23 protein-coding genes are annotated in these 21,075 nt (G+C 60.2%); 11 read left to right on the top strand and 12 right to left on the bottom strand.

Annotation, left to right across the window (positions count from 1 at the left end; all coding sequences use genetic code 11):
- Positions 1-4 precede the first annotated feature (4 nt).
- The 7 genes from ACR3EN_RS14070 (at position 5) to infC (ending at position 5,026) form a co-directional block, all read left to right on the top strand.
- The gene (locus ACR3EN_RS14070) at positions 5-166 is read left to right on the top strand and encodes a hypothetical protein (RefSeq protein WP_480918431.1); all 162 of its coding nucleotides are present in this window, start codon (positions 5-7) and stop codon (positions 164-166) included.
- Positions 166-480 carry a DUF2849 domain-containing protein gene (locus tag ACR3EN_RS14065; protein ID WP_480821974.1) on the top strand — a complete coding sequence of 105 codons (315 nt, stop codon included), beginning with the start codon at positions 166-168 and terminating at the stop codon, positions 478-480. Before ACR3EN_RS14070 ends, ACR3EN_RS14065 begins: the two co-directional genes overlap by 1 nt.
- A gap of 63 nt (positions 481-543) precedes the next feature.
- Entirely contained in the window at positions 544-2,208 is a 1,665-nt protein-coding gene (locus ACR3EN_RS14060; protein WP_480821972.1) for a nitrite/sulfite reductase, read from the top strand.
- On the top strand, positions 2,198-2,959 hold the full coding sequence (locus ACR3EN_RS14055) for a phosphoadenylyl-sulfate reductase (RefSeq protein ID WP_480821970.1): 762 nt from the start codon (positions 2,198-2,200) through the stop codon (positions 2,957-2,959). Before ACR3EN_RS14060 ends, ACR3EN_RS14055 begins: the two co-directional genes overlap by 11 nt.
- Positions 2,956-3,363 carry a DUF934 domain-containing protein gene (locus tag ACR3EN_RS14050; RefSeq protein ID WP_480821968.1) on the top strand — a complete coding sequence of 136 codons (408 nt, stop codon included), beginning with the start codon at positions 2,956-2,958 and terminating at the stop codon, positions 3,361-3,363. Before ACR3EN_RS14055 ends, ACR3EN_RS14050 begins: the two co-directional genes overlap by 4 nt.
- Positions 3,364-3,468: 105 nt before the next feature.
- Entirely contained in the window at positions 3,469-4,320 is an 852-nt protein-coding gene (locus tag ACR3EN_RS14045; protein WP_480821966.1) for a ferredoxin--NADP reductase, read from the top strand.
- Positions 4,321-4,435: 115 nt separating this feature from the next.
- On the top strand, positions 4,436-5,026 hold the full coding sequence (infC, locus tag ACR3EN_RS14040) for a translation initiation factor IF-3 (protein WP_480822411.1): 591 nt from the start codon (positions 4,436-4,438) through the stop codon (positions 5,024-5,026).
- A gap of 52 nt (positions 5,027-5,078) precedes the next feature.
- Here the strand turns inward: infC and ACR3EN_RS14035 are convergent, their stop codons facing one another.
- The 3 genes from ACR3EN_RS14035 to ACR3EN_RS14025 form a co-directional block, all read right to left on the bottom strand.
- Positions 5,079-5,465, bottom strand: coding sequence for a hypothetical protein (locus ACR3EN_RS14035; protein ID WP_480821964.1), 387 nt, complete (start codon positions 5,463-5,465; stop codon positions 5,079-5,081).
- A 77-nt stretch (positions 5,466-5,542) separates the two neighbouring features.
- Entirely contained in the window at positions 5,543-6,859 is a 1,317-nt protein-coding gene (locus ACR3EN_RS14030) for an aspartate aminotransferase family protein (protein ID WP_480870745.1), read from the bottom strand.
- Positions 6,856-7,629: a beta-keto acid cleavage family enzyme gene (locus ACR3EN_RS14025; protein ID WP_480821960.1), complete on the bottom strand. Its 774-nt coding sequence runs from the start codon at positions 7,627-7,629 to the stop codon at positions 6,856-6,858. The genes ACR3EN_RS14030 and ACR3EN_RS14025 overlap by 4 nt, the downstream gene beginning before the upstream one ends.
- Positions 7,630-7,718: 89 nt before the next feature.
- On the opposite strand from ACR3EN_RS14025, the gene ACR3EN_RS14020 reads away from it, so the two are divergent.
- Positions 7,719-8,618 carry a MurR/RpiR family transcriptional regulator gene (locus ACR3EN_RS14020; RefSeq protein WP_480821958.1) on the top strand — a complete coding sequence of 300 codons (900 nt, stop codon included), beginning with the start codon at positions 7,719-7,721 and terminating at the stop codon, positions 8,616-8,618.
- A gap of 45 nt (positions 8,619-8,663) precedes the next feature.
- On the opposite strand, the gene ACR3EN_RS14015 is transcribed toward ACR3EN_RS14020, so the two are convergent.
- From ACR3EN_RS14015 to ACR3EN_RS13995, 5 genes are all read right to left on the bottom strand, one after another.
- Positions 8,664-9,455 carry an FAD binding domain-containing protein gene (locus tag ACR3EN_RS14015; RefSeq protein ID WP_480821956.1) on the bottom strand — a complete coding sequence of 264 codons (792 nt, stop codon included), beginning with the start codon at positions 9,453-9,455 and terminating at the stop codon, positions 8,664-8,666.
- Between the two features lie 95 nt (positions 9,456-9,550).
- A complete protein-coding gene (locus ACR3EN_RS14010) occupies positions 9,551-11,911 on the bottom strand; it encodes a xanthine dehydrogenase family protein molybdopterin-binding subunit (protein WP_480821954.1) in 2,361 nt (786 codons plus the stop codon).
- A gap of 51 nt (positions 11,912-11,962) precedes the next feature.
- The gene (locus tag ACR3EN_RS14005; protein WP_480821952.1) at positions 11,963-12,448 is read right to left on the bottom strand and encodes a (2Fe-2S)-binding protein; all 486 of its coding nucleotides are present in this window, start codon (positions 12,446-12,448) and stop codon (positions 11,963-11,965) included.
- 155 nt (positions 12,449-12,603) lie between these two features.
- Complete coding sequence (locus ACR3EN_RS14000) at positions 12,604-13,605, bottom strand: molybdopterin-binding protein (RefSeq protein ID WP_480821950.1); 1,002 nt, start codon at positions 13,603-13,605, stop codon at positions 12,604-12,606.
- The gene (locus ACR3EN_RS13995; RefSeq protein ID WP_480821948.1) at positions 13,602-14,570 is read right to left on the bottom strand and encodes an XdhC family protein; all 969 of its coding nucleotides are present in this window, start codon (positions 14,568-14,570) and stop codon (positions 13,602-13,604) included. Before ACR3EN_RS13995 ends, ACR3EN_RS14000 begins: the two co-directional genes overlap by 4 nt.
- A 207-nt stretch (positions 14,571-14,777) precedes the next feature.
- Here ACR3EN_RS13995 and ACR3EN_RS13990 point away from each other — a divergent pair, with 207 nt between their 5' ends.
- Positions 14,778-15,278 (top strand): hypothetical protein, encoded by a 501-nt coding sequence (locus ACR3EN_RS13990; RefSeq protein WP_480821946.1) that lies wholly within the window; start codon positions 14,778-14,780, stop codon positions 15,276-15,278.
- Here ACR3EN_RS13990 and ACR3EN_RS13985 read toward each other — a convergent pair whose 3' ends face one another.
- On the bottom strand, positions 15,279-16,538 hold the full coding sequence (locus tag ACR3EN_RS13985; protein ID WP_480821944.1) for a vWA domain-containing protein: 1,260 nt from the start codon (positions 16,536-16,538) through the stop codon (positions 15,279-15,281).
- A 56-nt stretch (positions 16,539-16,594) separates the two neighbouring features.
- On the bottom strand, positions 16,595-17,503 hold the full coding sequence (locus ACR3EN_RS13980) for an AAA family ATPase (protein ID WP_480821942.1): 909 nt from the start codon (positions 17,501-17,503) through the stop codon (positions 16,595-16,597).
- 136 nt (positions 17,504-17,639) lie between these two features.
- On the opposite strand from ACR3EN_RS13980, the gene pyrC reads away from it, so the two are divergent.
- Positions 17,640-18,677 carry a dihydroorotase gene (gene pyrC / locus ACR3EN_RS13975; protein WP_480821940.1) on the top strand — a complete coding sequence of 346 codons (1,038 nt, stop codon included), beginning with the start codon at positions 17,640-17,642 and terminating at the stop codon, positions 18,675-18,677.
- On the opposite strand, the gene ACR3EN_RS13970 is transcribed toward pyrC, so the two are convergent.
- Together ACR3EN_RS13970 and ACR3EN_RS13965 are read right to left on the bottom strand one after the other, a co-directional pair.
- Positions 18,674-19,969: an MmgE/PrpD family protein gene (locus ACR3EN_RS13970; RefSeq protein ID WP_480821938.1), complete on the bottom strand. Its 1,296-nt coding sequence runs from the start codon at positions 19,967-19,969 to the stop codon at positions 18,674-18,676. The genes pyrC and ACR3EN_RS13970 overlap by 4 nt on opposite strands.
- Positions 19,970-20,007: 38 nt before the next feature.
- Positions 20,008-20,451 (bottom strand): type II toxin-antitoxin system RatA family toxin, encoded by a 444-nt coding sequence (locus tag ACR3EN_RS13965; protein ID WP_480821936.1) that lies wholly within the window; start codon positions 20,449-20,451, stop codon positions 20,008-20,010.
- 72 nt (positions 20,452-20,523) lie between these two features.
- On the opposite strand from ACR3EN_RS13965, the gene hpt reads away from it, so the two are divergent.
- Positions 20,524-21,063 carry a hypoxanthine phosphoribosyltransferase gene (gene hpt, locus ACR3EN_RS13960; RefSeq protein ID WP_480821934.1) on the top strand — a complete coding sequence of 180 codons (540 nt, stop codon included), beginning with the start codon at positions 20,524-20,526 and terminating at the stop codon, positions 21,061-21,063.
- The last annotated feature ends 12 nt before the right edge of the window (positions 21,064-21,075 follow it).

The following is a 21,075-nucleotide window of genomic DNA, read 5'->3' as shown; positions in this document are numbered from 1 at the left end:
CTCAATGCAGAACGCTGATCTTGTAGTTCGCGATCATGCAGAATATCTGTTCTTATTTTATTCAACATATGGCGATTTACCGGGAATATTTCCTATATTATGGGTTAAGTCAAACACCTCCCACGGCATTGCCCTGATGCCTGCCAACAACAAGGACCTTGCCTGATGCCCCGCGCTTTTACACCCAAAGTGGTTACAGCCAATGACCTGCTGGAAGGTGATGTAATCTACCTGACCGAAGACGACCGTTGGTCGCGCAACTTGTCCGAAGCCGAGTTGATCACGGATGAGGCACACGCTCAGCTCCGCTTGCTGGATGCCGAACGCCAGGCCAACAAGATCGTCGGGGCCTATCTCGCTGACGCTTTAGCTGGCGATCATGGTCCCGAGCCTGCTCATTTCCGTGAAGATTTTCGCCGTACCGGCCCATCCAACTATGCCCACGGCAAACAGGAAACTTCCCCGCAGCCCCGAGCCTGATCTCAGGCTCTCTCCCACCTTCAAGGCCCTAAGGTTCGGGGCTGCAACTAAGGACAGCTCATCATGTATCGCTACTCCGAGTTCGACACCGCATTTTTGGCAGAACGCAATGCGCAATTCCGCGCACAGGTCGAGCGCCGCATTGACGGATCGCTGACCGAGGATGAATTCAAACCGCTGCGTCTGATGAACGGGCTGTACCTGCAACTGCACGCCTACATGCTGCGCGTTGCTATTCCTTATGGCACGCTGTCCAGCGCGCAGATGCGCCAACTGGCTCTGCTGGCTGAGAAGTGGGACAAGGGTTACGGCCACTTCACCACCCGTCAGAACATTCAGTACAACTGGCCCAAGCTGAAAGACGTGCCGGATATGCTGGACGCGCTGGCCGAGGTTGGCATGCACGCCATCCAGACCTCGGGCAACACCATCCGAAACGTGACCGCCGACCACTTCGCCGGTGCCGCCGCCGATGAGATCGCCGACCCTCGCCCCTATGCCGAGCTGCTGCGCCAGTGGTCCACCGACCATCCGGAATTCCAGTTCATGCCGCGTAAGTTCAAGATCGCGATCACCGGCTCGGAGAACGACCGTGCTGTGATCAAAGCGCATGACATCGGCCTGCAACTAGTTGAGCGTGACGGCGTTCTAGGTGCCCGTGTCATCGTCGGTGGTGGTCTGGGTCGCACGCCCATGATCGGTAAGGAGCTGTCCGACTTCGTCGCCTTTGACGACCTGCTGGCCTATCTAGAGGCCACCGTTTCCGTGTGGAACCAGATCGGTCGCCGGGACAACAAGTACAAGGCGCGCATCAAGATCACCGTGCACGAACACGGCATCGACGCCATCCGCGCCAAGGTAAACGAGCGTTTCCTGCAGGTCCGCCCGCAGTTCAAAGGCGCCGACATGGCGCTGCTGGACGAGATCAAGGGTCACTTCGCTGCGCCCACCTTCCGCGAAGGTTCTGTTGCGTCGTTTGAAAGCGCCTATACCAACGATCCGGTCTTCCGCTCGTGGGTCGATACCAACATCGCGCCGCACAAGAACGCGGACCACGCGATCGTCACGATCTCGATCAAAAAGCACGGTGCAACACCGGGTGATGCGACTGCTGAGCAGATGCGCGTGATGGCCGATCTGGCTGAAGAGTTCGCCTATGACGAGCTGCGCATCAGCCATGAGCAGAATGTGATCCTGCCGCATGTCCACAAATCGGACCTGCCCGCGATACACGCGAAGCTGAAGGAATACGAACTGGCGACCGCTAATATCGGCCTTATCAGCGACATCATCGCTTGCCCCGGCATGGATTACTGCGCGCTGGCCACGGCACGCTCGATCCCGGTTGCGCAGCAGATTGCAACCCGTTTCGACGAACTGAAGTTGGAACATGATATCGGCCATCTGAAGATCAAGATCTCGGGCTGCATCAATGCCTGTGGGCACCACCACGTGGGCCACATCGGCATCCTTGGTCTGGATCGCGCAGGCGTCGAGAACTACCAGATCACGCTGGGCGGCGACGGGACGGAAACGGCGGCCATCGGCGACCGCACCGGTCCGGGCTTTGCCTATGATGAGATCGTTCCGGCCGTCGAGCGGATCGTGAACACCTATCTGGAGCAACGGGAGAGCGCCGAAGAGGAGTTCCTGCAGACCTACCGCCGCGTCGGCATGGCACCGTTCAAGGCAGCACTCTACCCCGAGGCTCGGGCGAATGCCGCTTGATCTGATCCAGACCGAACTGGGCCGGGATAGACGTGCACTGACCGAACAGGTCAACGCGTTGAATGACCGGTTCCGGCACCACAGCGCGCATGACGTGATGCATGGTGCCATCGACGAGATCGAAGACCTCGCTTTGGTGTCCAGCTTTGGGGCGGAATCGGTGGTGCTGCTGCACATGGCCGCCGTTGTCGACAAGATGACGCCGGTGCTGTTCATCGACACCCAGATGCTGTTTACCGAGACGCTTGAGTATCAGCAGGAAGTCAGCGAGCGTTTGGGCCTGCGCAACGTCAAGATCATTCGCGCGGACGACGAAGAGGTGCAGCGCGAAGACCCCTATGGCGCGCTGCATTTGCGCGATACCGATGCCTGCTGCAACCTGCGCAAGACCTTTCCGCTACAACAGGCGCTGTCGGGCTATTGCGGCTGGATCAGCGGGCGCAAGCGGTTTCAGTCGGGCACACGGGCAGCGCTTGAGTTTTTTGAAGTCGAGGACGGTACCGGCCGCGTCAAAGTCAACCCTCTGGCCCACTGGGCGCCCGAGGACGTGCGCGCCTATATGGAAGAAAACAACCTGCCCCGGCATCCGCTGGTGGCCAGGGGTTACCCCTCGATCGGTTGTGCGCCCTGCACATCGCCGGTCAAAGAGGGCGAAGACCCACGCGCCGGGCGCTGGCGCGATCAGAACAAGGAAGAATGCGGCATTCATTTTGTAGACGGCAAGATGGTGCGCGTCGGAGAAAAATCATGAATGTAATCGTAACGGATGAGGGGTTTGCCCCCGATGACTGGACCAATGGCTATGTCACCCTTGAGGACGCAGCCAATGATGTCGTTTCACTGGACGTGACCTCGGACACTGATCCGGATGAACTGATTGATCGGCTGGGCAGCGCCCAGATGGTGCGGGTGGACTTTCCCTCGTCCGCCGATGGGCGTGGTTTCACCATCGCCCGCGTTTTGCGGCTGAAAGGTTACACCGGTCGTCTGCGCGCCAAGGGGCACGTTCTGGCTGACCAATATGCCATGGCGCGTCGCAGCGGCTTTGACGAGGTCGAGATCGACCATGCGCTGGCCAATCGCCAGCCGGAAGATCAGTGGCTTGCGCGTGCAAACTGGCAAGACAACAACTATCAGGCCCGCCTGCGCGGCTGACACAAACTGCGCAAGCTTTCACGACATAGGGGCAATCTGCCCCTTTTCGTGACTTGGATCAAAGATTAAACGGAGATGTCGGTTTAGCAGACCGGTAGTGAAACGATGACAGAGATGAAGCCCGTGACCGAAGCAACTGCCGTCAAGGCCCCCGTTCTGCCCGATGCCCAGACCGTAACGGACGTCAAGCATTGGACCGAAAGCCTGTTTTCCTTCAAGGTCACGCGCCCGGCTTCGTTGCGCTTCCGTTCGGGCGAATTCGTCATGATCGGCCTGATGGGCGATCCTGATCCCAAAACCGGTCGCCAAAAGCCCTTGTTGCGCGCCTATTCCATCGCCTCGCCGTCCTGGGACGAAGAGCTGGAGTTCTACTCGATCAAGGTGCAGGACGGTCCGCTGACCTCAAAACTGCAACACATCAAACCCGGCGATCAGATCATCTTGCGCCCCAAGCCTGTGGGCACGCTGGTCCATGACGCCCTACTGCCCGGTAAGCGCCTGTGGTTCTTCGCCACCGGCACCGGCTTTGCGCCATTCGCATCGCTGCTGCGCGAACCGCAGACCTACGAAGATTATGACGAGGTCATCATCACCCATACCTGCCGTGAGGTGGCCGAGTTGGAGTATGGCCGCCAGTTGATCGAGAGCGTCCGTCAGGATGAGCTGCTGGCCGAACTGATCGGCGAAGGTTTCGCGGACAAGATCCGCTATTACCCGACCACGACGCGGGAAGAGAGCCCCAAGATGGGCCGCATCACCAACCTGTTGAAAGACGGCACAGTCTTTGCCGATCTGGGAATCGACGGCGGCATCAAACCCGAAACCGATCGTGCGATGGTGTGCGGCTCGCTGGCTTTCAACCTCGACATCAAGGAAATTCTTGAGGAGTACGGCCTGCGCGAAGGTGCAAATTCCGAACCCAAGGAGTTCGTGATCGAGAAGGCGTTTGTCGGTTGAGCGGGTTTGTCGGTCTCGGCTTTGAACGGCTGACCGGCAAAAACGACCGGAATTCATGGAAATTTCATGCGGCCTGCGATTTATGCCGCTTGAAACACCTGTCAGCCCGGTCTAAATTCCGGGCTCGAAATTCTGCAATTATCAAAGGAATGAACCCATAGCTCGCAGACCTCACAACGCGCCGCCACAAAGAGACACCGGACCGCGCGTCAATGACAGAATCCGTGCCCCCGAAATCCGCCTGATTGGCGCTGACGGAGATAACGTCGGGGTGGTTCATCCCGCCAAAGCCATGCAACTTGCCGCCGAAGCCGGGCTCGACCTGGTCGAGATCTCGCCCAACGCGAACCCGCCGGTCTGCAAGATCATGGATTTTGGCAAATTCAAGTACGAACAGCAGAAACGCGAAAGCGAAGCCCGCAAGAAGCAAAAGGTCATCGAGGTGAAAGAGGTCAAATTCCGACCAAACACCGACACACATGACTATGACGTCAAGATGAAGAACGTCTTCAAGTTTCTGGAAAAGGGCGACAAGGTCAAAGTCACTCTGCGCTTCCGTGGCCGCGAAATGGCGCACCAGAATCTGGGACGTGAGTTGCTGGAACGCGTGGCAGAAGACATCAAAGAGATCGGCAAGGTCGAGAACATGCCGAAAATGGAAGGCCGTCAGATGATCATGATGATCGGCCCTCTACCGCAGAAATAAGCGTTCATCTTAGCGCTTTCGAAGGCTCCGCCTCTCTGGCCGGGGCCTTTTTTCATGCCCGGCGGTGCTTGAACCACAGCAGCGCGTCCCGCATGTCAAACGCAAGCGAGATGACGTCGACCACAATCAACAGTATCAGTGCAACGCGATACGCGGGGTGCAGATCACCCCCGCTTTGCAGCACATGGACTGCCAGCGCCACCAATGGCACCCAACACAGGATGTGAGGTAACGCCATCGCCCGAGACATGCCACGCGCGGCCAGCATGATGGGTATGTTCAGCGCCATGCCCATGACCGCCAGCGCAGCGATCGCCCAGCCATAGGGTTGATCGACAAAAGCCAGCGGCATCAGGTTTACCGGTACGAGAATGACCGCGACCCAAGCCTGCACCCAAAGCGGCAAACCCCGGAAACTGGACCAGATATCTTGCACCATGCGTATGGCCTTTCGACGCCTTCAATAGGACAAACCTAAACAGTCAGGCCCACGCCGAAAGACCTGTCACGGCATTGTCAGATCACACGTGCCATCGCGCGCCCCAGTTTCGAGACCAATTCATCAATTTGCGCGTCTTCGATGATGAACGGAGGCGCCAGCAGGATGTGATCGCCCTGCCGCCCGTCGCGGGTGCCGGACATCGGGTAACAGATCAGCCCTTCGGCAAAGGCCGCTTTCTTGATCTTGCCTGCGACGCCAAGCGCCGGGTCAAACGGGGCCTTCGTCTCGCGATCCGCAACCAGTTCCAGCCCGCGAAACAGGCCACGCCCGCGGATATCCCCAACATTCGGATGCTGACCAAAGGCCGCGATCAGGGCCGACTGCAGTTTCTCACCCATCTGCCCCGCATGCGCAGGCAGGTCCTTTTCAGTCAGTTCTGTCACAACCGCCAGAGCCGCCGCCGTCGCGACCGGGTGGCCGATATAGGTATGGCCATGCTGGAAAAACCCCGTCCCATCCCGGATCGCGTCGTAGATCCGGCCCGCACACAACATCGCACCGATCGGCTGATATCCAGCCCCCAAGCCCTTGGCGATACACAGAATATCGGGCACGACGCCATCATGGTCGCAAGCAAACAGATGCCCGGTACGCCCCATTCCACACATCACCTCGTCCAGAATCAGCAACACGCCGTACTGGTCACAAATCTCGCGAATCCGGCTGAAATACCCCTCGACCGCCGGAACCGCACCGAGCGTTGCGCCGACCACAGGTTCGGCCATGAATGCCATCACCGTTTCGGGACCCAGACGCAGAATTTCGGTCTCAAGTTCATTGGCGACACGCTGACCATAGTCAAAGCTGCTCTCTTCATCGGGCTTCTCGGCATACTCATAACAGGGCGCGATATGCGTCATCTCGATCAGCATTGGCGCAAATTGCGCCCGTCGCCACGCATTGCCCCCGGCGGACAGAGCGCCCAGAGTGTTGCCATGATAGCTCTGCCGACGTGCGATAACGAGACGACGCTCGGGCTGACCGGTCTCCAGAAAATATTGCCGCGCCAGTTTGATCGCAGCCTCGGTCGCCTCGGATCCGCCCGACACGAAGTAAACCCGATCTAAATCGCCCGGAGCATTCTGGATGAGCAGATCGGCCAACGCCTCAGCGGGTTCTGAAGTCATGAAACCGGTATGCGCAAACGCGATCTGCCCAACCTGGTCCTGCACAGCTTTGATCACCGCGTCATTGGAATGGCCCAAGCACGACACCGCCGCATCGCCGCAATCCAGATAACGCCGACCGTCCCCATCAATCAGATAACACCCGTCCCCCGCTACGGCGACAGGCAGTTCGGATTTCGTATGACGCGGAAAAACATGGCTCATTTTTCGATCCTCTTAAGCTGCGAGACCAGCGCCGACACCGAGGCAGCATTGTCTATCCAATCGGTCCCATCCCCACGAGTCAGGCTGTTTTCAAACCCCACCCGGACATCACCACCGAGCTGCGCAGCATACTCCAGACATAGATGTTCCTGTCGACCAAAAGAGCAAACCATCCATCGATCCGGGCAGTTCGGGAAGCTATCCAGATCGCTGGGCAGCGATTGCTGACCAGTGGCGTACCGACCAAGCACCAAAAGACGGTCGGACTGATTTTCGCCCACGATTCCAGATTCTTGCCAACGCACCAAAAGCGCGGCGTCTGCCGAATCGTACAGGATATGCTGAACCCGTGTCCCCTGATCGGCGCACAGCGCATAGACCCTGGGGGCCAGTTCGGGCGATCGTGCAATCTCGCGAACAGCGATCGACACCCAGTCCGGCTGCACCAGACGCAAACACTCCAACTGCGCGGGCACGTCATACAGCCCCGCGGATTCGGTGGTGATCTGAACGTCCATCTGCGGCACCACGCGCCGCAATTCTCTCATCGTCTCAAGGTACAGACCCGCATCCAGCGAATGCGCTCCGGCGCTGTCGCGTACATGCAGATGTAATCCATGCGCGCCGGCGGTGGCACAGGCCTGTGCCGTACCAACGATTTCATCCGTTGTGACAGGCAGCGCCGGATGATCCCCCCGCCCCCGGCGCGCGCCGTTCGGCGCAACCAGCACATAAGGCCGCGCTTCGCCTCTGGAAAAGACTTCAGGCATATTCGTATCCCATACAGTTGGCGCCCGGTTTATCCCGCACCTTGGTGTTTTCAATTTCATTTTTTCATAACATATGTTTTCTTCCTACCATGCAAAACACACCTGCCTTTCTGACGCAGCGCCTGCGTCGCGAAATCGACTCTCTACCGCGACAAATGCAGGCCGCTGCGAAATACATCATCGACCATCCCGGAGACTTCGGGCTCGACCCTATCCGCGACACAGCGCGACAAATCGGCGTAAGCTCGAACGTGTTGGTCCGGCTCGCGCAGCGGATGGGGTTCGACAGCTTCGACGCCTTCCGCAAACCCTTCCGCCAGACACTGGTCACCGACCGCGAAGATCGTCTTGGACAGGACTGGCTGGATCACATGCGTGCACAAGATGCCCTCAGCGCAGCCCAGGCGGGATACGCCCAGAACGAACTGAACGTAGTGACCCGGTCGCTGCGACTGATGGAGCCGGCCGTGGTTGAACGTGCGCTGGACCTTATGCTGTCCGCAAATCGCTGTTTCATTACGGCGACCCGCGCCAGCTATGCATTGGCCTATTACTTTCACTATGCAGGGCGGATGGCGCATCCTGGCTTTCAACTGATCCCACGGCACATGGGCACCGCGATCGATGACTTGCTCGATGCGGATTCAAGCGATTGTCTGTTCGCGTTGACGGTTCAGCCCTACTCGGCCGACACGATCCGGGCGCTCCGTTTTGCCCGTGACCGGGGCACTCGAATTGTGCTTCTGTCAGACAGCAAGATCATCGCGCCGGGCGTCGACCCCGATCTTGTCCTGCAGGTCAGCACTCGCACGCAACATCATCTCACAAGTTTTACCGGCGCCATGGCCGTGCTTGAATGTCTGCTGGGTCATCTCTTTGCCGCCGGTGGACACGCCGCGCGTGACCGAGTCGAGCGCCACCAGAAGGCCCGCGAAGATACCGGAGCCTATTGGCAACCCTCAAAACCACCCAGAATTCGCAACACATAAAAAAGCCCCGGAGAACCGGGGCTTTTGAGCTTGTTGTTTCTTTGATTACGAACAGGCTTCGACAGCGCGTTTCGTCATGACACTGACAAGATGAGCACGGTAATCCTTGCTGCCATGCAGGTCGGCGATCATGTTCATCGGATTGATATGCAGCCCCATGAGCGCATCCGGGCGGAACTCCTTGCTCAGCGCCGCCTCTGCTTCGGACCACCGGAACACGCCGTCTTCGCTGGCACCGGTTACAGCGACACGGACACCATCCGCAAAGCGCGCCACGTAGACACCAACCAAGGCAAAGCGCGACGCGGGCTGCAAGAACTTCTGATAGCTCGCCGCCTGTGGCACCGGGAACCGGACCGTGGTGATGATCTCGCCCTCATCCAGTGCGGTCGCGAACATGCCCTCAAAGAAGTCATCCGCCGCGATTTGTCGCGCGTTGGTCACGATGGTCGCACCCGAGCCCAGAACCCCCGCCGGATAACAGGCAGCCGGATCATTGTTGGCCACCGACCCGCCAATGGTGCCGCGGTTGCGCACCGCCGGATCACCGATCTGACCCGCCAGCGCCGCCAGCGCCGGATAAGCGCTCGCCGCTTCGCGCGCCACGGTGGCATGAGTCGTCGCTCCACCAATCGCGACCGAGCCGTCATCTTCGATACAGACACCCTGCATCTCAGCAATCCCGCTCACGCTGACCAGCACCGACGGCGCCGCCAATCGCTGCTTCAGCGTTGGGATCAGTGTCTGACCACCCCCCAACGCCTGCGCATCCTCAGCCCCCAATGCGGCAACCGCATCCGCAATGTTCGAGGGCTTCTCAAACTCGAAACTGTACATTTCGCATTTCCTTTCCGAAGAACACGGATCCGTTCTTCATCTGGCTATAAATATCCCGGGGTCCGGGGGCTGGCCCCCGGTCCGCCCTCTCCAACTCAGCTGTTCATCGCCGCCCAGACGCGCGAAGGGCTCATCGGCATGTCGATGTGATCCACCGCCTTGCCGCCCGAATTCAGCGCATCCAGCACCGCATTGACCACCGCAGGCGGTGAGCCAATGGCCCCGGCCTCACCACAGCCCTTCACACCCAACGGGTTATGCGTGCAGGGCGTCTGGCTGGAATGATCCACGCCGTAGAAGGGCACATCATCGGCGCGCGGCATGGCGTAATCCATGAAGGACGCGCTCAGCAGCTGGCCATTCTCGTCATAGGCGCAGTTCTCCAGCAGCGCCTGACCGATGCCCTGACCGATGCCGCCATGCACCTGACCATCCACGATCATCGGATTGACGATGTTGCCAAAGTCATCCGCCGCCGTGAAGGCCTCGATACTGACCTGACCGGTCTCGGGGTCAACTTCGACCTCGCAGGCATAAGCGCCCGAGGGGAAGGTGAAGTTGGCCGGGTCATAGAACGCGGTCTCCTCCAGCCCCGGCTCAACCTCCAGCGGGAAGTTATGCGGCACATAGGCCGTCAGGGTCACATCGCCCCAGGCCACCGACTTGTCGGTGCCTGCCACGCTGAACTGACCGTCCTTCAGCTCGATATCGGCCTCGGAAGCCTCCAGCAGGTGGGCTGCGATCTTCTTGGCCTTGTCGATCACCTTCTCGGTGGCCTTGACCATAGCCGAGCCACAGACCGCAAGCGAGCGCGAGCCATAGGTGCCCATCCCAAACGGAATCTTCGAGGTGTCGCCATGCACGATCTCGACCATCGACTCGTCGATGCCGATCATATCGGCCACAACCTGCGGGAAGGCGGTCTCATGCCCCTGCCCGTGGCTATGCGCACCCACCATGACACTGATTGATCCGGTGGCGTTCACCCGCACGGTCGCCGCATCATAAAGACCCGCTCGGGCCCCCAGCATGCCAACGATGTTCGACGGCGCAATGCCACACGCCTCGATATAGCAGTTGATGCCCAGGCCCCTCAGCTTGCCATTGGCCTCGCTCTGCGCCCGGCGGGCGGCAAAGCCTGCCAGATCAGCCGCCGCCTCCAGCTTGTCCATGGTGCCGTTGTAATCCCCGGTGTCATAGGTCAGCGCCACCGGCGTGTCATAAGGGAACTGGGTGACAAAGTTCTGACGGCGCAGGGCAATCGGATCGACCCCCAACTCGCGCGCGGCCTTGTCCACCACACGCTCCAACTGGAACGTCGCCTCGGGCCGGCCCGCACCGCGATAGGCATCCACCGGCACCGTGTTGGTGAACATCGCCTTCACATTCACCTGAATGACCGGCGTCTTGTAGTTGCCTGCCATCAGCGTGCCGTGCAGCCATGTGGGCACGGAGCTGGAGAAGGTCGACAGATACGCCCCAAGGTTCGCGTAGGTATTGGTCCGCAACCCGATGAAGTTATTGTCGGCATCCAGCGCCAGCTCAATCGTGCTGACATGATCCCGGCCGTGGGCATCCGACATGAACGCCTCGGACCGGCTCGAGGTCCACTTCACAGGCCGGTTGCAGGCCTTGGCGGCGAAGGTACAGAACGCCTCCTCCGCATAGTGGAAGATCTTGGTGCCAAAACCGCCACCCACATCCGGGGCCACCACGCGGACCTTATGCTCGGGCAGGCCCAGAACAAAGGCGCACATCAGCAGGCGGATCACATGCGGGTTCTGCGAGGTCGTATAAAGCGTGTACTCATCCGTGCCGCGCTTGTACTCACCCACCGCCACGCGTGGTTCCATCGGGTTGGCAACCAGGCGGTTGTTCACCAGATCCAGCGTGGTCACATGGGCCGCATTCGCGAAGACCTCGTTGACCTTGGCATCATCGGCCTCACCCAGCTGCCAGTCATAGCAGATGTTGTTCTTCAGATCGTCATGGACCAGCGTCGCGCCCTCTTGTGCGGCGGCCTTCATGTCCATCACGGCGGGCAGTTCTTCGATGTCCACCTCGATCGCCTCGGCCGCGTCGCGCGCCTGTTCCAGGCTATCGGCCACAACGGCGGCAATGGGATCGCCCACATGGCGCACCTTGCCCTGGGCCAGAATGGGGTGCGGCGGCTCCTGCATCGGCGCGCCGTGCTTGTCCGTCACCTCCCAGCCGCAGGGCATGCCGCCCACGCCTTCGAAATCCTTGCCGGTGAACACCTTGACCACACCCGGCATCCCTTCCGCCGCCGAGGTGTCGATGCTGGTGATCCGGCCATGCGCGATATCCGAGCGCAGAAAATGGACATAGGCCTGTCCGGCCACGTTGATGTCGTCGGTATAATTGCCTGCTCCGGTCAGAAAGCGTACGTCCTCGCGCCGCTTGGAACTGGCTCCGATGCCACTGTCTTTGGGCATTGCTTGTTCTCCTCCCTGGAAAAGAATTTTCGTCGAAAATTCTTACCCGCCTTATTCGGCGGCGATGCTTGAAACGTCCTGACCCGAAGCGGCCATGATCGCCTTGACGATGTTATGATAGCCCGTGCAACGGCACAGGTTGCCTTCCAGATATTTCCGAATCTCCGCCTCGGTCGGTCGCGGATTGTCCTTCAGCAGCGCCGCCGCACTCATCACCATGCCCGGCGTACAGAACCCGCATTGCAGACCGTGGTGATCCTGAAACGCCTGCTGGATCGTGTTCAGCGTCCCATCCTCAGCCGCCTGACCCTCAATCGTTCCAACCTCAGCCCCGTCGGCCTCAAGCGCCAGCATGTTGCAGGACTTCACCGCCTCGCCATTTACGTGCACAACGCACGCCCCACATTGCGCCGTGTCACAGCCAACATGCGTTCCCGTCAAAGACAGATGATCCCGCAGAAAGCTGGACAGCAGCGTCCGACCTTCCACGTCACCGCTAACGGCACGCCCGTTCACGGTCATTGAGACCTGTGTCATGAATTCCTCCCTATTTGGTATTTTCCCTTTGCGTCCGAGTTAAACACGGGAAATTTTGTTTGAGAACAAAAATATTTGCCCGATTTTCCGCCGCATCCGACGTTTAGCCGCCAAATAATGTGGCCCGCAGGAACCGAAGCAAAAATGCCGTTACGTCACTTCACTTTGGCCGCACGCGGCTGGGGCCTGCTGGGGATTTCTTTCAGCAAGCCGCCAACCCCCATCGCGGCAATATCGGCGCCGGTGGTTTCAATCCCACAGGCCACGCGGGACAGAACCCAGTCCGCCCCGTTGAGCGCAGGTGACCGGGCGCAACCGGGCAGTCCGATGACAGGGCTGCCCAACAGCTCCCCAAGAAACAACAGGTTGCCGGGGTCAACTGGCATACCGAATCTGTCGACCTGTCCCCCTGCCTGTCGCACCGCCGCGGGCGCCACGTCGTTCTCGTCCGACGTGGCCGAGCCGGTCAGGATCATCGTAACCTCGCCCTGCAACGTCGAAAGCACATCAGCAAGATCGTCCGTCCGGTGTGGCACGATCTGCACATCGGTCAATTTCATCCCCAGCGCCTCGACCCGGCCCCGAATCGCGGCGATCCCTTTGTCGTTCGGCGGACCTCCGGGGATATCGGTCACGATCAACCCGGCCGAGCGGTATGTCGGCGCGGCAAGCCGAACCGCCCCGCGCGCTAAATCGGCTGCGCGCTGCACGTCCGCCAGCGGCACGGCGTATGAGATCACCTTGATCGTCGCAACCATGCCACCCGCGGCCATCTGCTGATATTGCGGCACGGTCGCAACCGTGATCATGGGGTGAACCTGATTGAACTGCTGCACCGCCTCGACGTCCAGAACGACAACCCCTGGCCCGTCAGCCAACAAATTAACCCGCCCGGTAAAAGCCTTCGTCACTCGCAGGTTGGCCCCGTCAGGATCGGGGGCCAGCGCCGCCGCCAGTATCGTTGCGGCTTCGTCTTCGTGGCAGTCTCCGGGCTCTGGCCGGGCGACAATGACCTCTGTCAGACCCGCCTGACCAAGCGTCGCGATATGCGCGTCCGTCAGCGTGATCCCCTTGCGCAACTTCTGGTCTCCGGCCTTGACCGAATGGGCCAGAATGGCACCATTCGCCTCAGACAGAGAGACCGGGCCGAACTTCACGCTTTGCCTCGCAGCACGGCGGTCATCTGGGCCAGAATGGCAACCGCAATTTCCGACGGGCTGGCCGCGCCGATATCAAGGCCAACTGGGCCGTGAATGCGTCCGATCTGGGCATCCGAGAAGCCGGCCTGCTTCATACGATCAACACGCTTGGCATGGGTCCGCGTCGATCCGAGCGCGCCAATATAGAATACTCCGGCATCCAACGCCGCCTGCAGTGCGGGATCGTCCAGCTTGGGGTCATGTGTCAGCAACACCAGTGCGGTCCGCGCGTCCAGACCCAGCTTGGCCACGGCCTCATCCGGCCAATCGGTCAGAATGGTCTCGCCGGGGAACCGGGCGTCCGAGGCGAAGGCCTCACGCGGATCGATGATAGCCGGATCATACCCGGCGATCCGGGCCATCGGCACAAGCGCCTGAGCGATATGCACCGCGCCCACCACGATCAGGCGGAGTGGCGGATTGTGCACCGCCACAAAGGTCTGTGCATCTTCCTCGAACCCGGACCGGTCCATTCGCAACCGATCTGCATAGGCGTTACGGCGCAGCGCACGGTGGCCGGTTTCGACATTCACCTCATAGGCCAGAGGCTCGCGCCGGGCACGGGCGGCGACGAGTTCTGCCAGCATGGGCTCGGGCAAAACCTGCCCGATGGGTTCGACCAGAACCCGGATGGTACCGCCGCAGGCCAGCCCGACGGCAAAGGCGTCCTCATCACTGACGCCGAATTCCAACAAGCGCGCCTCGCCCTCGTCAATCGCCTCCAGTGCCTCGACGATCACCGCGCCTTCGACACATCCGCCCGAGACCGAGCCCTCGATCCGGCCGTCCCCCGCAATGACCAGCTGCGCGCCGACACGGCGCGGTGCGCTGCCCCAGGTTTCGACCACAGTGGCAAGCGCGGCCTTTTTACCGTCTCGATACCACTTCAGTCCTGTTTCGGGGCTGTTGTCGAATCGTTCCATGCAGACCTCCGCGCCCTGTTCGCGTTCAACATAGTTAGCTTTGCGGCAATGAAAAGCGGTCAAAGGGAAGAGTTTCCGGCGCTAACAAGCCGATTTTGCGATCACATTCGCAAACTATTGATTGTCCCCGTCCCAACTTCTAGCTTGCGCCCATCATCGGGCCTATCCCGGTGTATCCCCTTCATTTTTCAAAGCGGAGACACAGAGTTGAAACGCATTCTTGCACTCGCATCGTTGATCGGTCTGACGGCTGCCAGCACCGGTTGGGCAGATACCTATTTGAAATACGGCGAGGTCGAAGGCTGGAAGGTCTTCATTGACGAAACCAAGGAGTCGTGCCTGATCGAGGCTGTCGACGATGACGAAAACGTCGTGCAGATGGGCCTGACCGAAGATCGTGGCGTGGGCTATGTGGGCGTGTTCACCAAAGCCAAGACCGATATCAAAGCCGGTGAGACCGAAGCCGTGGCCATCCTGTTGGGCGACAATATCTATGTGGGTGAAGCCACCGGTATGAAAGGCAACATCACCAAGGGTTATTCCGGCGGCTATGTCCTGTCCGATGATCCTCAATTCGCGGAAGACATTGCCAAAAAGCACGTCATGGTGGTGTTTCCGGAAAAAGAGTTTGCCTTCACCGTCGATCTGACGGGCACCTACAAGGCCATGGAAATGGCGCGGAAGTGCAACGAAGACCAGCTTTCGTAATCATCCTTCGGAAAGCGCGGCCATCAGCCGTGCTTTCTGTCCCTGATCGTCGGGCTGGGAAATCACGTTCGCCAGATCTTCGAGCGACGCAATCGAGTGTCCCGCGCGGAAGCTGTCGACATGGGGCAGCATGGTTCTGACCCCCTGCGCCTTGGGGGCAAACCCGTCCCAGCGCAACAGCGGGTTTAGCCAGATCAGACGTTTTGAGGACAGGTGGAGGCGCTCTATTTCCTTCTCCAACTGGTCTGGTGCCCCGCGTTCCAGACCATCGGTAATCAGCAGGACAACCGCGCCCTGCCCCATCACGCGGCGAGACCAATCGCGGTTGAACTGGTGCAGGCAGTCTCCGATTCTTGTACCGCCCTCCCAATCCTGTGCCTCGGCCCCTGCGGCGGACAGAGCGACATCGACGTCACGCTGGTGAAGATGTCGGGTGATGTTGGTCAGCCGTGTGCCGAACGTGAAGGCATGCACCTTTGCCCATCCCGCACCTTTGGTGTTCGAAACGGTGTGCAGAAAATGCAGGATCACGCGACTGTACTGGCTCATCGACCCCGAAATATCGCACAGCGCCACAAGGTTCGGCCAACGCGGTTTGGGTTTGCGCAGGGCGATCTGATGCAGTTCGCCCCCTTGCCGCATGGCCGCGCGCAGCGTGCGCGCGCGGTCGATCCGGTTGCCCAGATGGCTGGCCTGCGCACGGCGCGAGGCGATCGGTTTGACCGGCAGGCTCAACCGTGCCAGCAGCCGCTTGGCTTGTGCCATCTCGTCTGTGCTCATCTGCTCGAAATCGAGGTTGCGCAGGCGTTCTTCGGACGACGCTGTTTGGGTCGCGTCGATCTCGATCTCTGTCTCGCCCTCTTGTTCGGGCAACTCGGGCTGCTGCTGTTCAACACCATCCAGCAGTGCCTCGGCGGCGCGTTTTTCGCCGGCATCGGCCTTGCGCTCCTCCTGCACGCCGCGAATGGCGGGTAGCATCATGGCCATCATATGCTCCATATAGCGCGGATCGCGCCAGTAGAGGCGGAAGACCTGAGCGAAGACCGTGCGATGCTCGGGGCGATTTACAAAACAGGCGTGCAGGGTCCAGTAGAAATCCTGTTTCTTCGTGAACCCTGCCGCTTCGACGGCGCGGATCGCATCCACGACACGACCGGGGCCGATGGGCAGACCCGCCTTGCGCAACGCGCGGGCGAAATGGGTGATATTTTGTGCCAGCTTGGGATGGTCGGGGATATTCAGGGGAAGGTCTTCGGCCATCAGTCGTCATGGGGGCGCTGCCCCAAACCCCGGAGTATTTAGGAAAAGATGAAGCATCAGGCGGGTTCGAGGGTGGCTTTGGCTTCGTCGAGGATGCGTTTGGCTTCGGACCCCTGCAGTTTCTGGATGTCGTCCTGATATTTGAGGATCGCGCCCAGCGTGTCGCCGATGACTTCGGGGCTGAGGTTGATCACGTCAAGCGCCAACAGGCATTTGGCCCAGTCAATGGTTTCGGCCACGCCGGGCTTTTTGAACAGGTCTTCGGTGCGCAGGCGCTGGACGAAGGCGACGACCTCTCGGCTGAGGGCCTCGGCGGCCTCGGGCGCGCGGGCGTGGAGGATTTCGATCTCGCGGTTGAAGTCTGGGTAGTCGACCCAGTGGTAGAGACAGCGGCGTTTGAGGGCGTCGTGGACCTCGCGCGTGCGGTTGGAGGTCAGGATGACGATGGGCGGCTCTGGTGCTTTGACGGTGCCAAGTTCGGGGATGGTCACCTGGAAATCGCTGAGCGCTTCGAGCAGGAAGGCCTCGAATGGTTCATCCGTGCGGTCCAACTCGTCGATCAGCAGCACGGGAGCGCCGTTTTCGTCAGGGCGCATCGCCTGAAGCAAAGGGCGTTCGATCAGATAGTCGTCGGAGAAAAGTTCAGTTTGGAGGGCCATGCGGTCCGCTCCGCCCGAGGCCTCGGCAGTGCGGATTGCAACCATCTGCGCCGGGAAGTTCCATTCGTAGACTGCAGAGGATGCATCGAGGCCTTCATAGCACTGCAGGCGGATCAGGCGGCGGTTCAGACCAGCGGCAAGCGCTTTGGCAATTTCGGTCTTTCCGACGCCGGCCTCGCCTTCGAGAAACAGAGGTCGCCCCAGTTTTAGCGACAGGAACACGACTGTCGCCAGAGCGCGTCCGCAGACATAGCCCTGAGCGCTCAGGGTTTCCTGCACGGCATCGATGGAGTTTGGTTGCGTCATGATGTCCCCTCAATCGCTGCGCCCAACAGGTCATGGCAACGTGCGCGCGTCAAGACCAAGGCCTCAGCGGGATTTACGACGATCTGGTCTGTTGACAAGGCTTTTCCCTTAGAACCGGCTGTGGTAGCCGGGGGCCATGACCGATACGCTCACGATCCGCCGTCCCGACGACTGGCATCTGCACCTGCGCGATGGCGCGATGTTGCAGGCCGTCTTGCCCGAAACCGCGCGCCATTTCGCCCGTGCGATCATTATGCCGAATCTCATACCGCCCGTTGTGCGCAGCGATCAGGCTGCCGCGTACCGCGACCGGATCATGGCCGCGTTGCCGGATGGCATGGAATTCGAGCCGCTGATGACGCTGTATCTGACCGAAGACACCGATGCCGAGGATGTCGCCGCCGCGCATGCAAGCGGTCTGGTTAAGGCGGTTAAGCTTTATCCTGCGGGGGCGACAACGAACTCGGCATCGGGTGTGCGCGATTTCGACAAGGTGCGCCCGGTACTTGAGAAGATGGCCGAGATCGGCCTGCCCCTGTGCGTGCATGGCGAGGTCACGGATGCCGAGATCGACATTTTCGACCGTGAGGCCGTGTTCATCGACCGTGTTCTGGACCCGATCCGCAGGGCAACGCCGGGTCTGCGCGTGGTGATGGAGCATATCACGACGTCGAACGGCGTAGACTACGTCAAAGCCAATGAGACCGATTTGGGCGCGACGATCACAGCGCATCACCTGATCATCAACCGCAACCATATTTTGGTGGGCGGGATCAAACCGCATTACTACTGCCTTCCCGTCGCCAAGCGCGAGGAGCATCGGCTGGCCTTGCTGGCCGCCGCGACCTCGGGGGATGCGCGGTATTTTCTGGGCACGGACAGCGCGCCGCATACGGATGACAACAAGGAAATGGCCTGTGGTTGTGCCGGTTGTTTCACGGCGACCAACACCATGTCACTGGTGGCCGAAATGTTCGACCGCGAAGGCGCGCTGGACAAACTGGAAGGTTTTGTGTCGCTCAACGGTCCTGCGTTCTATGGGATGCCGGTGAATGACGAGACCATCACCCTGACCAAAGGCGATCCGGTCGCTTACCCGTCCAAGATCGAAACCGGGGATGGCCCGGTGACCGTGTTTGATCCGGGCTTTCCGCTGCACTGGCGCGTCGTCTAGTCGGACAGCCTGCCGGCCAAATCCGCTGCGCGCCCGCCGGTGCGCAGCATGGACCAGATTGCATCAGCACCCTCCTGTCCGATCAGCTTGCCAGCCTTTGCCCTCACACGGTCCTCTCGATCCGCAAGAGACATTGGAGCCAAAAGATCATGGTCGGCCTCAAGCCGCGCCCCATCGCGGCGCAGCAGCGACAGATGGGCCTGCGTTTCAGACAGACCGTCATCGGCTGCGACGGTGATCCGATCTCGCAGAGATTTCAGACGCGGGTCGGCGCAGATTTTGTCAGAATAGCTGCTCGGAAGCGCGGTGTCATAGCCCAGCGATTGCATCGCTAGCACCGTGCGATAGGAAAACTTCGCCCCTAATCCGGTTGTTGGGTCCAGCTGATTGCAGACGCTCATCCAGCGGGGATGGGTCTTGACCTTGATCTCGGCCACTTCGGGTTCGGCGATATCAAGGGCGCGCGCGGCCTCGAGCGCCGCGTGCAGACCATGGCAGCAGGCGTGGAACTTATGGCTGACGGTTTCGAACAGCCATTCATCGCCCAGATTTGACAAAGCACCTTCTGTATCGTCCGCACTCAGATGCGTGGCCCCGAACCCGTAAGGCCCCTCAAGGGCCTCGGCGTTGGCGAGAAATCCTTTCCGGATCAGTACTGCCGCTTCTACCCCGTTCGATGCGGCCAACCCCGCATTGTAGGGTTTTCCCATCGTCCCGAACTGCGCCTTTTGACCGGACGCACGGGTGGCAGTCAGACCAAGAAGCATGCGCATCTGGGCGGCGTCAAAGCCCATGATGCGCCCGGACGCAACCGCTGCCCCGAAGGCACCCGCCGTCGCGGTCTGATGAAATCCCGCCTGATAATGCCCGCGCCCCAACCACAGCCCAATGCGGATCGAGACTTCCATGCCGATCAGCGCCGCTTCGAGGAAATCGACCAGCGAGCGGTCCTCCCACGCGGCGACGGCCAGCGCCGCGGGGAGAACTGCAACCGAAGGGTGGCCGATATGGGCGAAATGCGTGTCATCATAGTCCAGCGCATGGGAAATCGTGCCATTCGCAAGCGCGGCGGCACGCAAGGGCACGGCGCCGCCGCCGAACAAACGCGCCTGCGCACTACCACCTTCGGACAGCACCATTTGCCGGATAATGCGCGACACCGGTTCCTCGGCCCCAGCCCGCCCGACGGCCAGCCAATCCAGAACGGACAGAGAGGTCACGATGCGGGCTTGCTTCGTGGTGGAAACGGAGCCTGCGGCGAAATCTGCAAGGGCAGTGGTCAGATCGGTCATGCAGCGCAGTCTAGCGCGCGCCGCCCGGTCGTAAAGGCTTAGCCATAAAGGTCGGCGGCGCGCTGTTCAAAGGCGCGCACGATACGATGCATGGCTTCGTTGAACACGACGCCGATGATGCCCTGCAGCACCGCGTTCTTGAACTCGAAATCAACGTGGAACGAGACGTTGCAGCCCTCAGCCGTATCCTCGAACCGCCAGTCCGAGCGCATGTATTTGAAGGGGCCGTCCAGATATTCGGTATCGATCCGCTTCTGCGCGTCAAACAGGGTCACACGGCTGCCAAAACGTTCGCGGAACACTTTGAACGAGATCACCAGATCCGCCTCCATTACCTTGCCCTCGTCCGCCTGATAAGTGCGGCGGATACGCGAGGCCGCACACCACGGCAGAAACTCCGGGTATTTCGCCACATCCGCGACCAGATCGTACATCTGTTGAGCGGTGTAAGGCAGCGGTCGGGTTTCCGAATGTGTTGGCATGGCGTCCGGGATTAACTGGTGACAATGGCGCGTGATTTCGTATGTTGCGCGCCAAAGATCAAGGGGGCAGCGATGAGCGACCGCGCATATGTGATAGATGAGATGATCTCGGCCAAAGCCATTGCCGCCCGGATCGAGGCGCTGTGCCGCGAGATCACCGATGAATTCGGCGGCACCGACAAGCTGATTGTCGTGGGCCTGCTGCGCGGCAGTTTCGTGTTCATTGCAGACCTCGTGCGCGAGCTTGACCTGCCCATCGAAGTCGACTTCCTTGAGGCATCTTCCTACGGCGACGCGATGGAAAGCAGTCGAGAGGTGCGCATTCTCAAAGACTTACGGGGCGCAATTGAAGGGCGCGACGTGCTGGTGGTCGAGGACATCGTGGATACCGGCCATACCCTGAACCACGTCACCAACCTGCTGCAAAGTCGCAAACCTGCTCGGCTGAAATCCATCGCCTTGCTGGACAAACCCAGCCGCCGTGAGGTCGATTTCCGCTCGGATTGGATTGGATTTGAAATTCCGGATGAATTTGTCGTGGGCTATGGCATCGACTACGCGCAACGCAACCGCAACCTGCCCTTTATTGGCAAGGTGCGCTTTACCGAATGACCGCGCATGAAG

Source organism: Ruegeria sp. G7 (assembly GCF_056535465.1).
This window is presented reverse-complemented; position numbering and strand designations above follow the sequence as displayed.